This is a genomic window from Bradyrhizobium sp. LMG 9283 (assembly GCF_045571415.1).
Classification (GTDB): Bacteria; Pseudomonadota; Alphaproteobacteria; order Rhizobiales; family Xanthobacteraceae; genus Bradyrhizobium.
Genome location: NZ_CP120691.1, coordinates 5,152,861 through 5,168,265, shown reverse-complemented (window position 1 = coordinate 5,168,265; position 15,405 = coordinate 5,152,861). Strand labels below are relative to the sequence as shown.

Genomic DNA, 15,405 nt, shown 5'->3' with positions numbered 1-15,405 from the left:
GCGTCACTCCACCAGATGGTTCGCCGAGCCCTGCACGATCAGCCCCGCCTCATTCACCCGCAGATATTCGCAGATCTTCTTGCCCCGCTCGTTCGCGTAGAACACCACGACGCTGTCGGGGCTCACGAACAGGTCGATCAGCGAGAAATGCAGGTTCGGCAACAGCCCGAGCGCCTTGCCCCAATAGGCGCGTAAGCTCTCCTTGCCGTGCAATGTTCCGCTGGCGTCGAACCCCAGCGCCGGAATGCGGTCCGAGGTCATCACGACCGCCTCGTCATAGAGCGTGAGCACGCGCTCGAGATCGCGCGCATTCCAGGCCTCGACCCAGGTCCGGCCGAGCGCGGCAAGCGTTGATGGCTGCTGATGCTGTGACATGGCATTCTCGCTGATCGGCCCTTTTCTGAGAGTGGGCACAATAGGTCAATATTACTTACCTATATTCATTTGTCCATGCCCAAAGAAGCATGTGGGCGCACCGCGACCGCGGTTGCGGCGCGCGCGCTGCCAGCGTATCTGCTGGCCATGACAGCAGCACAGAACGACCGCTCCGCGTCGACGCCCTCGGTGGCCTCGGCGCACGACAAGATTCTCATCGTCGACTTCGGCAGCCAGGTGACGCAGCTGATCGCGCGTCGCGTCCGCGAGGACGGGGTCTATTGCGAGATCGTCCCGTTCAACAAGGCAGAAGCTGCCTTCGAGGAGATGAAGCCGAAGGCGGTGATCCTCTCCGGCGGACCGGAATCGGTGCACGAGGCCGGCTCGCCCCGCGCTCCGCAATTGATCTTCGATTCCGGCGTGCCCGTGATGGGCATCTGCTACGGCCAGATGACCATGGCAGCCCAGCTGGGCGGCGAGGTCGAGGGCGGCCATCATCGCGAATTCGGCCGCGCCGATGTCGAGGTGAAGGCTGAGAGCAAGCTGTTCGAGGATATCTGGTCATCAGGCAGCAAGAATCAGGTCTGGATGAGCCATGGCGACCGCATCACCAAGATGCCGCCGGGATTCTCCGTCGCCGGCACCTCGCCGAACGCGCCGTTCGCGATCATCCAGGACGAGAAGCGCAAATATTACGGCCTGATGTTCCACCCCGAAGTGGTGCACACGCCCGACGGCGCAAAGCTGATCCGCAACTTCGTGCGCAAGATCGCCGGCCTCACCGGCGACTGGACCATGCGCGCCTTCCGCGAGGAGGAGATCCAGAAGATCCGCCAGCAGGTCGGCAAGGGCAGGGTGATCTGCGGCCTCTCCGGCGGCGTCGATTCGGCGGTCGCGGCCGTGCTGATCCACGAGGCCATCGGCGACCAGCTCACCTGCGTCTTCGTCGATCACGGCCTGATGCGCCTCAACGAGGCCGAGCAGGTGGTCGATCTGTTCCGCCACCACTACAACATCCCGCTCGTGCACGTGGATGCGTCCAAGCAATTCCTCGGGGAGCTCGAAGGCGTCACCGATCCCGAAGTGAAGCGAAAGACCATCGGCCGCCTCTTCATCGAGGTGTTCGAAGCTGAGGCCAAGAAGATCGGCGGCGCCGACTTCCTCGCGCAAGGCACGCTCTACCCCGACGTGATCGAGAGCGTCTCCTTCACCGGTGGCCCCTCGGTGACGATCAAGTCGCACCACAATGTCGGCGGCCTCCCAGAGCGCATGAACATGAAGCTCGTCGAGCCCTTGCGCGAGCTCTTCAAGGACGAGGTGCGCAAGCTCGGGCGCGAGCTCGGCCTCCCCGAAATCTTCGTCGGCCGCCACCCGTTCCCGGGCCCGGGCCTCGCGATCCGCTGCCCCGGCGAGATCACCAAGGACAAGCTCGACATCCTGCGCAAAGCGGACGCCGTCTACATCGACCAGATCCGCAAGCACGGCCTGTATGACGAGATCTGGCAGGCGTTTGCGGTGCTGCTCCCGGTGAAGACGGTTGGCGTCATGGGTGACGGCCGCACATACGATTATGTGGTCGGCCTGCGCGCCGTCACCTCCACCGACGGCATGACCGCCGACTTTTACCAGTTCGACATGAAGTTCCTGGGCGAGACCGCCACGCGCATCATCAACGAGGTGAAGGGCGTGAACCGGGTGGTGTACGACGTGACCAGCAAGCCGCCTGGGACGATTGAGTGGGAGTGAGGTGACGAACCACCTCCGGTGCAACTGCGACCCGCGTTGATTCTTGCCGGATTTCCCGCTGCGGTTGTCTTGTTTGCGACAAACTCAGCGAATTGACGCGGCGAACCAGAGGGCTAACCTGCTGGGATCCGAGGCGGCAAGCGCTGGTGTCCCAGAAATGATGGCGGATCCGGGCGACGTTCCCCTTCTTCATCATCGGCTCGCGTCGGTGCTGATGGTCGATGTTGTTGGCTACACGCGCCTGATGGAGCTCGACGAGAGGGGCACCCACGGCCGCCTCATGAACTTCAGGTTTTCGATCCTTCATCCCATCATTGAGGGCCGGCGCGGGAAGATCGTCAAGAACACCGGTGACGGCTTCCTGGCTATGTTCGACAGTGCTCGGGATGCGCTGGAAGCGGCAATCGCGATGCAAAGCGAGGTGACGAAACGGGAGGCAGATCAGCCCCCTGACCGCCGTATCGCTTTCGCATGGGTCTGAACATCGCCGATGTCATTGTCGAGGACCACGACATCTACGGCGACGGGGTCAACATCGCCGCTCGCCTTCAAAGCTATGCCGAGCCGGCCGGCATCGTGGTTTCGGGCGCATTCCGCGACGCCGTCGGCGGAACGCTTGGTCTGGATGCCGTCGATCTTGGCCTTTTGCATTTGCGCAACCTGTCGCATCCGGTTCAGGTGATCAGCCTTACGCTTCCCGGCACGGTGACGGCTCCTCTCGGAGAAATGGTCGGCGGCTACGAAGGACGCGCGTCGATCGCGGTACTTCCGTTTCGCAGTCTCACCAGCGCAGATGAAGCGTATTTCGCCCACGGCATGGTCGATCGCATTATCTACGCTTTGGCTTCGCTGAAGGAGCTCTTTGTTATATCGCGTGGCTCCACGACTGGTCTCAGCGAGGCGATCGATTTGCGGGCAGTCGGCAAGGACCTTGGCGTTCGCTATGTGCTCTCCGGGAGCGTGCTGCGGTCGGGACAGTGTTTGAGAATTGGCACCGAACTTGGCGATGCGAACACGGGCGAAATCATTCGTGCCGATCAGCACGAAGGTGACCTCAATGATCTGTTCCATGTTCAGGATCGCATCGCCCAGGAAGTCGTCAAGACGATTGCGCCCCACGTGCGTGACCGAGAGTTGAGGAAATCGCTTCGCAAGCATCCGCAGAACACGACGGCCTACGATCTGGTGCTGCAAGCGATGGACCCGCTTTACCAACTTGATTATGCGACCTTTTCGCGCGCAAGGGGACTGCTCCAGCGGGCGATCGCGCTTGATCCCGGCTACGCGCCGGCGTTCTCCTACGCCGCCTACTGGCACATGTTCCGCCAAGGCCAAGGATGGTCGCCGGATGTTGCCGCCGATCTCAATACGGCCGCGCGGCTGGCGCGGGCCGCTATCGCAAACGACAGCCACGACGCAATGGCTCTGGCGCTCTTCGGTCATGCGCAATCTCACTTGACGAAGGATTTCGAGCAGTCGGTCAGTATTTTCGATAGTGCAATTGCCGTATGTCCGAACTCGGCAATCGCCTGGATCTTCAAAGGTGCAACCCTGTGCTTTACCGGTGATGGCCCAAATGCTGTGCGCTGCGCCGAGACTGGCGTGCGCCTGTCGCCGCTCGATCGGCATGTCTTTTTCGCGGAGCATATTCTCGCGCAGGCTCACTACGTGAATCGCAATTTCGATCAGGCTATCTCCTGGGGGCGCCGGGCTGACATGCACAATGCGCGAAATACGTCCAATCTTCGCACTCTCATTTCCAGCCTGATCGCAATGAACAGAGTCGAGGAAGCCCGCGAGATCGCAAACCGGCACGCCGGAATTGTTCCGGATTTTTGCGTATCGGCGTGGGCCGCTCGCACGCCGATGCAGGGCGACATCAAGAGGCAACGGATCCAGCGGCTGCTGGCGGCGGGGATGCCCGAGTAATTCGAACAAATATGGGCTATTTCACACTTCGTGGTCACCGTTTGGCGTATTCATAGGGTGCGTTCACTCTGATTAGGGAGGAGGCGACATGACCGGCAATACGGGCGATACAGGCGACACCGGCGACACGGGCGACGTCGGCGACGTAGGGTTCGGAAGCGATGTGGTGCGTTTCCCCGATCGAGTCGATCTGCCGTTCATCACCGAGCCGGGGGTTGCAAGCGTGTCGGTCGAGCGCACGCGTTTTGGTGCTAACAACTGGGCTCCAATCTGGCAGGCGTGGCGAATATTGAGCGACTTTGGCGCGACAGGGTGGCAGGCAAGCATCACTGTGGCGCCGCCGCAACCGCCAACCTCCACGGAGATTGAAACGCTGAGAACCATGGTCCTTGACGAGAGGCCGGCTGCACTGGGCGAGATTTTGGGACAGGACCGGGAATTCATGCGCTATTTCCTATCGGTCATGGGAGCCAGCCCGATCTCCCATCCGGCGACCTTTACTGTCCTGAATGCGGCAAACCTGGTCGCCACGATGGCGGCAATGCACTTCAAGAGCAAGTTTGACCGGCCGCGTCCGTCTCAGCTCATTCCGGCGCTGTTGCCTCCGATTCCAGTCCCTGGCCACGCGTCGTATCCCAGCGGTCACTCCACCCAGGCGCACCTCTTTGCACGATGCGCGACTGCAATTCTGCAAGGCACGCCTGACCAGGGGATCGGCCTTGTTCTGACCAAGCTTGCCGATCGCATTGCACGCAATCGAGAGCTCGCCGGTCTTCATTTTCGAACTGACAGCGCAGCTGGCGCAACTCTCGCCTCCAGTCTGTTCACGATCTTGACGGATGAGGCGGTCATGCCGCACCCCACCGGTAAGCCCTCGTCGTTTGCGGCCGCCATGACGCAAGCTCGGTCCGAGTGGATCTGAGGGCGGCACCGATGGGCGAGATGGCCAAAGCATTTGAGTTGTCTCTCGACCTCTTCATCAAAGAGATCGACCGACGTGCTCATGCCTTTGAAGCGCCGCCAGAGGATTTTAATCCCCTGATGGCGAGCCGAGCTCAGCTTGAGTTTTTTGGGCTGCCACCTCGCCCTGATGAAGACAAAGAGCCCGAACTTTTTCGCCTTTGGGCTCGACTGCTGGACAAACCGCTCAAGATTGTAGCGACAGAGTTCCCAAAGGTCGTGAACGGGCAACCTCCGCCTGTCCCCGCAAATCGTGTCGGTCGTATCGTAAGACCAAGCTTTCAACGCTTCCAACGCAGCCGAAATTGGTCTGGCGGCTGCCTCACTGCGGAATACCCGAATAGATTGGTGCACGTCAGCGGAACATGGCAGGTGCCAGACGTGTCGCTGCCGCCGGTGCTGCCACATAGCGCAAAGCAAGGCGACGAATTTCAATCTTCGGTATGGGTTGGTATCGATGGTCGGCGCCGCTATCCGACGTCGTCCATGCCTCAAGTCGGTACCAGCCAATGCTTGCAGATTGTGGACGGCATCGAGAAGAAAAAGGCATATGCCTGGTGGCAATGGTGGTCATTGGACGAGAACTATCCGCCGGATAACCGCAACAACCCTCCCGTGCCGATCCCAAACATCGACGTCTCCGTGAACGATGAGATCATCGCTGGCTTGACGTTGCGCCATCACGATGAGGTGCAGTTCTTCATCAAGAACCAGACGACCGGCCTGTTCACGACATTTCTTGTCGTTGCACCAGGTCCAATTTTGCCGCTTGGCTCGACCGCCGAGTGGATTGTGGAACGGCCGACCGTCATCGGCAGTCATCGTCTGTATCCGTTGCCAAGCTACACGGACGTCGTCTTTCGCGATTGCCTCGCCCAGTCGGCTGCGTCAATCGGGGCGCCAGCAACGGCGCAGCAACTTGATCGACTCCAATTCATCAGAATGACCGACATCTTTCCGGATCCCCACCGCACGTCCTTCGTGTCTGTTGCGCGGAAGGAGGGCGACCGCAGCATTCGCGTCCGCTATCGCGACGCATCGGCGCCGGGCAGCGGTGGTCTATTGAGTTGATATCCGGTGCCGCCAGTGGCGAGCAACGGCGCGCACGTCCGTGCCGCGATTCTGCGTATAACGAGATGGGTGGCGTCGAAGGTGCAGTACGATTCGTGCAGGTCTCCACGCTCCAAACGCGGATGTTCGCCGAGCGCTGCCGTGCTACGACGCGGTATTCCGTCCGGAGCCCGCCTTCATGTCCGTCGCCACCGCCTCCAGCCAAACATTCGTGCCCGCCACCTCCACCGACCCCGAATCCCTCGGCTGGATGCGCGGCTTCCCGCCGTCTCCCGACCGCCTCATCACCTTCCAGGACGGCTCGTTCCGCAATTTTCCTGAACTCCGCTGGGCCTGGAGCAACATCCGCCAGCTGGTGCCGACGGTGAACGTCTGGCGCGGAGCGGGGCCGGCGTCGTCTCTGCCGCGCCAGGACCATGCCATCGGCGCGGTCGCTTCGACCACGATGGACGGCCGGCCGATGACGTTTGAAAAGATGCTGGAGGAGACGTACACCGACGGCATCGCGGTGCTGCATCGGGGCAGGCTGATCTATGAGCGCTATTTCGGCGCGTTGAAGCCGCACAAGCCGCATATCGCGATGTCGGTGACGAAGTCGTTCACCGGCGTGCTCGCGGGCATGCTGGTCAGCGAAGGCAAGATCGATCCGCAGGCGCCCGTCACGGATTATGTGCCGGAGCTGAAGAGCAGCGCGTTTGGCGATGCGCGTGTGCACGAGGTCATGGATATGACCACGGGGCTCGCCTACACTGAGGTCTACACCGACAAGAATTCGGACGTGTGGGGCCTGCGGCGCGCCAACGGCATGGCGCCGATGCCGCCGGGTTACGAAGGCCCGACCACCATCTTCGATTTCCTGATCGCGCAGAAGAAGCAGGGCGAGCACGGCAAGGCCTTTGCCTACAAGACCGTCAACACCGACGTGCTGGCCTGGATCGTCAGGCGCGCTAGCGGCATGACGCTGTCCGATCTTTTGTCCGAGCGCATCTGGCAGCCGATGGGTGCGGAGGAGGACGCGCATTATCACGTCGACCGCATCGGCACCGAGAGCGGCGGTGGCGGTCTCTCCACCAGCTTGCGCGATCTCGCGCGATTCGGCGAGACCATGCGCAATCACGGCCGCTTCAACGGCCGCCAGATCGTGCCGTCAACCGTCGTCGAAGACATTGCGCGCGGCGGCGACCCCGAAAAGTTCAAGCCGGCCGGCTACACCACGCTGCCGGGCGCCTCCTACCGCAATCAATGGTGGGTCACCCACAATGCTCACGGCGCCTACATGGCGCGCGGCGTCCACGGCCAGGGCATCTACATCGATCCCAAGGCCGAGATGGTGATCGCGCGCTACGCCTCGCACCCCATGGCGGGCAATGCCGCCAACGATCCCGTGACGCTGCCGGCCTATATGGCCTTGGCGAAGGAGCTGATGGCGGGCGGGTAGGGCGCGCGACCTCTTTGTAGCCCGGATGAAGCGCAGCGTAATCCGGGACAGACCAACCGCATCGCGCAAGTGCCCGTGAGGAACGAACCCCGGATTGCGCTGCGCTCCATCCGGGCTACGGACCTTTGCCAAAACCGCAAGATCGGTCGAGCACGCCACGGCCATCAGCTGCTAACTGGAGCCGCCACGGAGGAGGGACGATGAAGGCGGCGCTGCAAAACTATCAAGACCGCATGCGGCGGGTGCTGGAGCATATCGACCGGCATCTCGACGATGATCTGGACCTGGAAACCTTGAGCGGCGTTGCGGCCTTCTCGAAATTCCATTTCCACCGGCAGTTCACGGCGAGCTTCGGTCTGTCCGTGCATCGCTATGTCCAGCTGGCCCGTCTGAAGCGCGCGTCGCACCAGCTCGCCTACACCGACGCGCAAAGCGTCACCGACATCGCGATGGATGCCGGTTACGAAGCACCGGATGCCTTTGCCCGCGCCTTTCGGCAACGGTTCGGGCAATCGCCGTCGTCGTTTCGGAATTCTCCCGACTGGGAGCCGTGGCTTGCGGCCTTCGGGCCTCTCGATATCGCAAGGAGCAAGCTCATGCAGAGAACTTTCACCACTGACGACGTGACCATCCGCGATGTACCCACCACGAAGGTGGCGATCATGGAGCATCGGGGCGACCCGGCAACGCTTCCCGCCACCATCCAGCGCTTCATCGCCTGGCGCAAGGCGGCGGGCTTGCACCCCAGCACAAGCCCGACCTTCAATGTCTGGCGCTCCGAGCGGCGTCCTGCGCGCGCCGCCGATTACAGCGTGGACCTGTGCGTCGGCACCGACCAGCCGATCACGGGATGCGGCGAAGCGATCAAGGCCGGCGAGATTCCCGGCGGACGCTGCGCCGTGCTGCGCGTCGTCGGCTACACCGACAATCTGGAGTCCGCCGCGCTCTACCTCTATCGCGACTGGCTTCCCGCCAGCGGCGAGGAGGCGCGCGACTTTCCGATCTATTGCCAGCGGCTGAGCTTCTTCCCGGAGGTGCCGGAGCATGAGACGGTTGCGGAACTGTTTCTGCCGCTGAAATAGTGTGCCCTGGTGGTGGCACGTCCGAAGAAACGGACGGGCCGCTGCCGTCTCGCGAGAATATAAGGGTTGACTTATATTAGCATGGATTGATATTCATCGCGCGCCAAACGAGAGGGAGGAACGCAATGCAGATCGATGTCGCCAGGGTCTTAGGGCTAGTGACGCGCTCGGTGAGGAATTTCGAGAAGGACGGAAAACCTACGAGTGCGGTGACACTGACGCGGCTCTACGACACCAGCGTCGACGATCTCTGGGACGCCGTGACCAGCAGGGAGCGCATTCAGCGCTGGTTTCTTCCGGTCGAGGGAGAGCTCCAACTCGGCGGAATGTATCAGCTCAAAGGTAATGCGGGCGGGACCATCACCGCATGTACGCCGCCGACCCATTTCGCCGCGACCTGGGAATTTGGCGGCGCGACGAGCTGGATCGACGTCAGCCTGACGGCCGAGCGAAGCCAGGCGCGCCTGACGCTTGAGCACACCGCGATCATCGAGGATCATTGGAATCAGTTCGGCCCGGGTGCCGTGGGGATCGGCTGGGACCTCGCGCTTGCGGGACTTGAGCAATATCTTGCGACCGGTGCATCGGTCGATCATGAGACGGCCGAGGCCTGGATGGGCTCGCCGGAGGGCAAGGAATTCATGACGACAAGCGGCGAGTATTGGTGCGCGGCGCATGTCGCGAGTGGGGTCGATCCTGCCGCGGCGAAAGAGCGCTCGGACCGCACCATCGCATTCTATCGCGGCGAGATGCCGCCCGACATCGCACATCCGGGCACCGGAAGCTAATGCACGCCTTTGAGGTCCTCGCCGATCCCGTGCGCCGTCGCATCCTCGAGCTATTGGGCCTCAAGGAAATGGCGTCCGGTGAGGTCGTCGAAATCATCGGGGCCGAGTTCGGCATCACCCAGGCGGCCGTCTCGCAGCACCTCAAGGTGCTGCGAGAGAGCGGCTTTGCGAGCGTTCGAGCGGAGGCGCAGAGGCGCCTCTATTCGGTCGACATTGCCGGGCTGCGCGCGGTGGATGCATGGATCGGCCAGTTCAGGAATTTTTGGGAGCCCAAGCTGGACGCGCTGGCCACCGAGATCGCGCGCGGGAAACGAGAGCGTCGCAATGCGCCGATCACCAGGCGCGGCGGGAAGAGGGCGTGAGCGGGCTCCATCCGGGCTACAGCGTTCACATTGGTGGATGACGCTGTCGCTAATCCCCCTACGCGTTCCGCGACATCTTCTCGAACTTCTTGATCAGCCGCTCCCGCTTCAGCCGCGACAATCGCTGGATCCAGAACATCCCGTCGAGCTGGTCGATCTCGTGCTGATGGCAGACGGCGCGCAGGCCGTCCGATTCCTCGCTCTGCATGTTGCCGTCGAGATCCCAATAGCTGATCCGCACCCGCGCATGGCGCTGCACCTGGTCGTTGACCCCAGGCATCGAGACGCTGCCTTCGCGATGCATGATCATCTCGGGCGAAGCCCATGTGATCTCCGGGTTGACGTAAGTCCGCGCGCCATCTTTGGCGTCGAGCTCCAGCACCACGACGCGCAAGGGCACGCCGATATGCGGCGCGGTGATGCCGATGCCGGGCGCGGCGCGCATGGTCTCCAGCAGGTCGTTCGCGAGATCGCGCAAGGACTCGTCGAACGCGGTGACGGGGCGGGCCGGCAGCGCGAGCCGGCGGTCGGGATAGCGCACGATCGGGCGAATGGTCATGCAGGCTCCTACCACTCACTCACGGATCGTTGAAGCATCCCCGCTTGACCACCTACCGACTGGAAGGTAGCTAGGCGCCATGAACGCCGTTTCCTCGACCGCCGACGACATTCTTGCCTGTGCCCGCACGCTGATTATCGCCGGCGGCTACAACGGATTCAGTTACGCCGACATCGCCGATGTCGTCGGCATCCGCAAGCCGAGCATCCACCACCATTTCGCCAGCAAGGTCGACCTGGTGCGTACCCTCGTGGCGCGCTATCGCGAGGAGGCCCAGGCGGGCCTGTCGGCCCTCGAACGCAATGTCGCTGATCCAGCCGAGCAGCTCAAAAGCTACGTCGCGTATTGGGAGGCGTGCATCAAGGACGCGACGACTCCCTTCTGCGTCTGCGCGCTCCTTGCCAGCGAGCTTCCGATTCTGCCTGACGAGGTGGCGCTCGAGGTCCGCGCTCATTTCCGTTACCTGGCGTCCTGGCTGGCTTCGCTGATGGAGCGCGGCAAGCGGCAAGGGCGGCTCCACCTCGCCAGCACGGCGCGGGTCGAGGCGGAGGGATTCATGGCGACCGTTCACGGCGCGATGCTGTCAGCGCGCGCTTATGGCGATCCAAAAATGTTCGGGACCGTCACCCGGCCGCTGCTGGACCGGCTTTCCACCAGGCACTGACGAGGTCGACACGGCCGGGCAGGGCGGCGCGGCGCTTCCGCTTCGCGCGTAAGCTACCAACTAGTAGGTAAGGAGTAGGGAATGACAAATCGTGAGATGGCTGCGAACACGGCCGACCAAGCGCAATGGCTGAAGCAGTACTATTTGCTGCGTGCCGCGTTTTCCTTCGCTTGGGTCGTTACGGCCTTCGCGATCGCGCCGTCGTCCGCGGCGATCGCAGCAACGTTGCTCGTCGCCTATCCGGCCTGGGATGCCGCGGCCAATTATCTCGACGCGCTCAGTAGCGGTGGCTTGAACCAGAACCGCACGCAGGGCCTGAACGTGCTGGTCAGCGTGGCGACCGCCATCGCGGTCGTCCTGGCCTTGCGGGTGAGCATGAATTGGGTGCTCGGAATTTTCGGGGCCTGGGCCATCCTGTCGGGATTGCTCCAACTCGGCACGGCCGTGCGGCGCTGGCAGCGTTTCGGTGCGCAGTGGGCCATGGTGCTCAGTGGTGGCCAGTCGGCCCTGGCGGGCGGCTACTTCATCTTTCAGGCCTCGATGCCTGCGGTGCCGTCGATTGCGAATGTCGCGGGCTATGCTGCGGTCGGCGCGCTCTACTTCCTCGTCTCGGCGGTCTGGCTCACGGTCGGCAGCTGGCGCCGCAGCGCGGCCCTGTGAGCCGCTACGTCACTTCGGATACGGCGTGCCGTCCTTGTGCAGGAAGCGGCCGTCCGATGCCGGGCTCATCATGTCGATGTCGGAGCAGGTGATGAGGTCGGCTCGCGAGCGCGAGCCGATCTCGAGATAAACCGCTGTCACGCTCGACCTGTTGATCATGTGATGGCCGTTGCCGCTTGCCTTGGGGAAGGCCGCGCAATCGCCTGCGCGCAGCACGGTTTCGCCGCCATCCTCGATCAGCGTCACCTCGCCTGCGAGTATGTAGACGAACTCGTCCTCGTCCGAATGCCAGTGCCGCTGGCTCGACCAGCCGCCCGGCGGCAGGCGCATCAGGTTGACCCCGAAATCCGACAAGCCTCCGGCATCGCCGAGCCGCTGCCGGATGCGCTCGGCGCAGGGCGCATTGAAGGGCGCCGGGTAGCCTGAGCCCTTGCGGGCCGGCACGGCAGCGGTGTCGATCTTTGGCATGGAGTGATTCCTGCAATTCACGGCACAGACGGCGGAGCCCAGCCGCGGGGCCCGATCGCGGCGACGCGAAGGATCATCGTAGACGAGATCAGGATCTCTGGGATGATGCCATTGTGCAGAGTGTTTTGCCCGTCGAGACTGAGCAAGAATACTCGTTTTGGCGGAGTCAGGCCGGTGTGGGCGACCGATTGCGATCGGAGGCGGGTGATTGATCCAGAAGGCCTCTGGAGCAAGCTGGATGCCCTGCAGGAGGGCTGCGAGGGTGCCTCGGCCAGGAGCGAGCGTCTTTGCGAGGGCGGCCAGAAACACGTCTAAGCCAAGAATGTTGAGCACGCGGGTAAAGTTGTAGCAGAGCGCCATCAGGTTCCACTCACCGCGGACCTTATCGAAGCCGCGGACCAGGAAATGACGATAGCCGGCGCGGCATTTGAGCGTGCCAAACGGATGCTCGACGATGGCAAAACGACGGCGCATCAGCTCGCCTGCACCCTGCATCCGCGCGCGATGACGTTCAAGAACGCCTTCATGCTCCCAGCGACCGATCGTCCGGTAGGCCGCGTTCGACGAGAGACACTGGACCTTGAGCGGGCAGGTCCTGCAGATCGCTCCGCGCGCCGCATAGCGGATCTCGATGCGGCCGCTGGTGTTCTTTTGCCTGCTCTTCATCGGATGTAGCGGTTGGCCGGCAGGACAACGGTAGGTGTCGGTTGCGCCATCATAGTTGAAGTCCTTGAGGGCAAAGCGGCCTTGCTTCTCGAGCCGGGCGTTGCCCTCCGGCACCGGCACATAGGGCGTGATGCCATCGTCTTCACAGGCCTTCAGTTCGCGACTGCTGTAATAGCCCTCATCTGCCAGCGCCTGCAGGGCCCCGACCTCGAGAGCCTCTTTTGCCGCCATGGCCATCGCATGTAGCTGGCCGACATCGCTGCTGTCGTTCACCACCTCGCTGGCGACAATGAGCTTGTGCTTGTCATCGACGGCGGTCTGCACATTGTAGCCTGCGACGCCCTGGCCGCTCTTGACCAGAAGCCGGGCATCCGGATCAGTCAGGGATAGCTGCGTCTCGCCATTCTCTTCCAGCCGAGCAAGGTCGCCTTGTGCGCGCAAGCGCTTCGCCAGCAGCGCCGCGATCTTCGCACCGATGTCGCCGCCACCTCCGCCGCCGCCATCGGGGCCATCCTTGCCCGGCTTCTTGGCTTCCGCGGCATCATTGTCCTCAAGGCACTTGCCGTAAGCCTCGATCTCTTGGTCCAGCTTGATGATCTGATCGGCAAGCCGTTTGCGCGTAAAGATGCTGGCCTTGCTGGCGTCGCCATGGAAGAACGAGCCGTCAATTGCAACAACGCTGCCGCCGACAAGACCAAGCTCGCGCATCAGCAGCACGAAGCTGCGGTTGGCTGCCTTCAGCGCCGCCCAGTTCTCTTTGCGGAAATTGCCGATCGTCCGATAACCCGGCTTCAGATTCCTCAGCAGCCAGATCAGTTCCAGATTGCGGCCGGCCTCCCGCTCCAACCGACGCGACGACCTGATTTGGTTGATGTAGCCGTAAAGGTAGAGCTTCAGCAGATCGGCTGGATCGTATGGCGGCTGGCCGACCTCTTCAGCCTTGCGATCCGCATGGCGAAAGCCGAGCTTGGCAAGGTCGAGGACACGAACGAAGCTCTCAATCGCCCGGACGGGGTTGTCCGGTCCGACATAGTCCTCAATCCGAGCAGGAAGCAGGCTGGCCTGGTCGCGGCTCTCGCCGGTCTTGAATGTGCGATTCGTCATGAACAGAATCGTACATCAACTCACCAAAATGCCGAGTTCTTGCTCAGTCTCGACGTGTCAAACCGGTCCGTGATCATGTCCGCCGTCGCCAAGGCGCAAGCCGCTGAGCGGGCAGTTCCTCGGTCGGTAAGTCATTGATCCTGCAGGGGCCGGCTACTGTGCATGGGGTTGTTTTTTCATTTTTTGCTTCAGGTCACAAAAGCGTGCGGCAAAAACGACATCAGCCTTGTCGGCCGGCGCCGTTCCCATTCGTCTTCCACGTGAGACAGACCTGACGGGAGACCGAAATGACCTCTTCCAACTATCGCTGGGTGATCGTCGTCGCCGGCGGCGTGCTTGGCTGCGTCGCGATCGGCGGCATGTTTTCGCTGCCGGTGTTCCTGCAGCCGATCGCAAAGGACACCGGCTGGTCGGTGACCGGCATCTCCAGCGCGATGACGATCGGCTTTCTGGCCATGGCTTTCACCAGCATGGCCTGGGGCACGTTGTCGGACCGGTTCGGGCCGCGTCCGGTGGTGCTGACGGGATCGACCGTGCTGGCGCTCAGCCTGTTCGCGGCGAGCCATGCGACCTCGCTGATCGTGTTCCAGGTCGTGTTCGGCCTGCTGGTCGGGGCGGCGTGTGCGGCGATTTTCGCGCCCATGATGGCGACCGTCACCGGCTGGTTCGAAACAAATCGCAGCCTCGCCGTGTCGCTGGTCTCGGCCGGCATGGGCATGGCGCCGATGACGATGTCGCCGCTGGCGGCCTGGCTCGTCTCCGGCCACGACTGGCGCACCTCGATGCAGATCGTCGCGCTCGTGGTCGGCGCCATCATGATCCCGGTCTCGTTGCTGGTGCGCCGCCCGCCCGCGCTCGCGCAGGCAGCGGCCTCACCGGGCGCTGCGCAAGGCGAGATGTCGATGGGCGAGGCGCTGCGCTCGCCGCAATTCCTCATCTTGCTTGCCACCAACTTCTTCTGCTGCGCGACCCATTCCGGGCCGATCATCCACACCGTCAGCTATGCCGTGAGCTGCGGCATTCCGCTGGTCGCGGCGGTGACGATCTACAGCATCGAGGGATTTGCCGGCCTCGGCGGGCGCATCGCCTTCGGCCTGATGGGCGACCGCTTCGGCGCCAAGCGCGTGCTGGTCTCCGGCCTCCTGCTGCAGGCGTTCGGCGCGCTCGCCTATGTCTTCGCGCATCAGCTCACGACGTTCTACGCGGTCGGCGCGATCTTCGGCTTCCTCTACGCCGGCACCATGCCGCTCTATGCCGTTCTCATCCGCGAGAACTTTCCGCTCAAGATGATGGGCACGGTGATCGGCGGCACCGCGATGGCCGGCAGCCTCGGCATGGCAACCGGCCCGCTCGCCGGCGGCCTGATCTACGACGCCTTCTCCAGCTACGCTTGGCTCTACATCGCCTCCTGGGCGATGGGGTTGGGTGCGTTCCTGATGGCGATGACGTTCCGCCCCTTCGCAAAGCCGCAAGGCGAGATGGCGCCGGCGGCGGCGTGAATCACCTCGTCGCCCGCATGGGCGCAGCGACATG

15 protein-coding genes and 1 pseudogene are annotated in these 15,405 nt (G+C 62.9%); 12 read left to right on the top strand and 4 right to left on the bottom strand.

All coding sequences use genetic code 11. The annotated features are described in order from the left end of the window. Positions 1-3: 3 nt before the first annotated feature. Positions 4-375, bottom strand: a complete 372-nt coding sequence (locus P6U29_RS24520) for a nuclear transport factor 2 family protein (protein WP_407112677.1) — start codon at positions 373-375, stop codon at positions 4-6. Between the two features lie 147 nt (positions 376-522). On the opposite strand from P6U29_RS24520, the gene guaA reads away from it, so the two are divergent. From guaA to P6U29_RS24475, 9 genes are all read left to right on the top strand, one after another. Continuing rightward, positions 523-2,121: a glutamine-hydrolyzing GMP synthase gene (guaA, locus tag P6U29_RS24515; protein WP_407119416.1), complete on the top strand. Its 1,599-nt coding sequence runs from the start codon at positions 523-525 to the stop codon at positions 2,119-2,121. Positions 2,122-2,278: 157 nt separating this feature from the next. After that, positions 2,279-2,602: an adenylate/guanylate cyclase domain-containing protein gene (locus P6U29_RS24510; RefSeq protein WP_407112676.1), complete on the top strand. Its 324-nt coding sequence runs from the start codon at positions 2,279-2,281 to the stop codon at positions 2,600-2,602. After that, on the top strand, positions 2,593-4,050 hold the full coding sequence (locus P6U29_RS24505; protein ID WP_407112675.1) for an adenylate/guanylate cyclase domain-containing protein: 1,458 nt from the start codon (positions 2,593-2,595) through the stop codon (positions 4,048-4,050). The genes P6U29_RS24510 and P6U29_RS24505 overlap by 10 nt, the downstream gene beginning before the upstream one ends. 88 nt (positions 4,051-4,138) lie before the next feature. Further along, the gene (locus P6U29_RS24500; RefSeq protein WP_407112674.1) at positions 4,139-4,972 is read left to right on the top strand and encodes a phosphatase PAP2 family protein; all 834 of its coding nucleotides are present in this window, start codon (positions 4,139-4,141) and stop codon (positions 4,970-4,972) included. An 11-nt stretch (positions 4,973-4,983) separates the two neighbouring features. After that, positions 4,984-6,081: a G1 family glutamic endopeptidase gene (locus P6U29_RS24495; protein WP_407112673.1), complete on the top strand. Its 1,098-nt coding sequence runs from the start codon at positions 4,984-4,986 to the stop codon at positions 6,079-6,081. A gap of 178 nt (positions 6,082-6,259) precedes the next feature. After that, positions 6,260-7,519: a serine hydrolase domain-containing protein gene (locus P6U29_RS24490; RefSeq protein WP_407112672.1), complete on the top strand. Its 1,260-nt coding sequence runs from the start codon at positions 6,260-6,262 to the stop codon at positions 7,517-7,519. Between the two features lie 200 nt (positions 7,520-7,719). Further along, positions 7,720-8,601, top strand: a complete 882-nt coding sequence (locus tag P6U29_RS24485) for a GyrI-like domain-containing protein (protein WP_407112671.1) — start codon at positions 7,720-7,722, stop codon at positions 8,599-8,601. 125 nt (positions 8,602-8,726) lie between these two features. Beyond that, positions 8,727-9,389 carry an SRPBCC family protein gene (locus P6U29_RS24480; protein ID WP_407112670.1) on the top strand — a complete coding sequence of 221 codons (663 nt, stop codon included), beginning with the start codon at positions 8,727-8,729 and terminating at the stop codon, positions 9,387-9,389. Continuing rightward, a complete protein-coding gene (locus P6U29_RS24475) occupies positions 9,389-9,751 on the top strand; it encodes an ArsR/SmtB family transcription factor (protein ID WP_407112669.1) in 363 nt (120 codons plus the stop codon). The genes P6U29_RS24480 and P6U29_RS24475 overlap by 1 nt, the downstream gene beginning before the upstream one ends. Positions 9,752-9,809: 58 nt before the next feature. Here P6U29_RS24475 and P6U29_RS24470 read toward each other — a convergent pair whose 3' ends face one another. Continuing rightward, positions 9,810-10,310 carry a peptide deformylase gene (locus P6U29_RS24470; protein ID WP_407112668.1) on the bottom strand — a complete coding sequence of 167 codons (501 nt, stop codon included), beginning with the start codon at positions 10,308-10,310 and terminating at the stop codon, positions 9,810-9,812. A gap of 79 nt (positions 10,311-10,389) precedes the next feature. Between P6U29_RS24470 and P6U29_RS24465 the strand changes: the two genes are divergently transcribed. Both P6U29_RS24465 and P6U29_RS24460 read left to right on the top strand, forming a co-directional pair. Beyond that, positions 10,390-10,974: a TetR/AcrR family transcriptional regulator gene (locus P6U29_RS24465; protein ID WP_407112667.1), complete on the top strand. Its 585-nt coding sequence runs from the start codon at positions 10,390-10,392 to the stop codon at positions 10,972-10,974. 81 nt (positions 10,975-11,055) lie between these two features. Then, positions 11,056-11,634 carry a DUF308 domain-containing protein gene (locus tag P6U29_RS24460; protein WP_407112666.1) on the top strand — a complete coding sequence of 193 codons (579 nt, stop codon included), beginning with the start codon at positions 11,056-11,058 and terminating at the stop codon, positions 11,632-11,634. Between the two features lie 9 nt (positions 11,635-11,643). On the opposite strand, the gene P6U29_RS24455 is transcribed toward P6U29_RS24460, so the two are convergent. Together P6U29_RS24455 and P6U29_RS24450 are read right to left on the bottom strand one after the other, a co-directional pair. Beyond that, positions 11,644-12,102: a cupin domain-containing protein gene (locus P6U29_RS24455; protein WP_407119415.1), complete on the bottom strand. Its 459-nt coding sequence runs from the start codon at positions 12,100-12,102 to the stop codon at positions 11,644-11,646. A 336-nt stretch (positions 12,103-12,438) separates the two neighbouring features. Further along, positions 12,439-13,872, bottom strand: a pseudogene (locus P6U29_RS24450) (IS1182 family transposase); the annotation flags it as partial. Between the two features lie 287 nt (positions 13,873-14,159). Between P6U29_RS24450 and P6U29_RS24445 the strand changes: the two are divergent. Then, the gene (locus P6U29_RS24445; RefSeq protein ID WP_407112665.1) at positions 14,160-15,371 is read left to right on the top strand and encodes an MFS transporter; all 1,212 of its coding nucleotides are present in this window, start codon (positions 14,160-14,162) and stop codon (positions 15,369-15,371) included. Positions 15,372-15,405 lie beyond the last annotated feature (34 nt).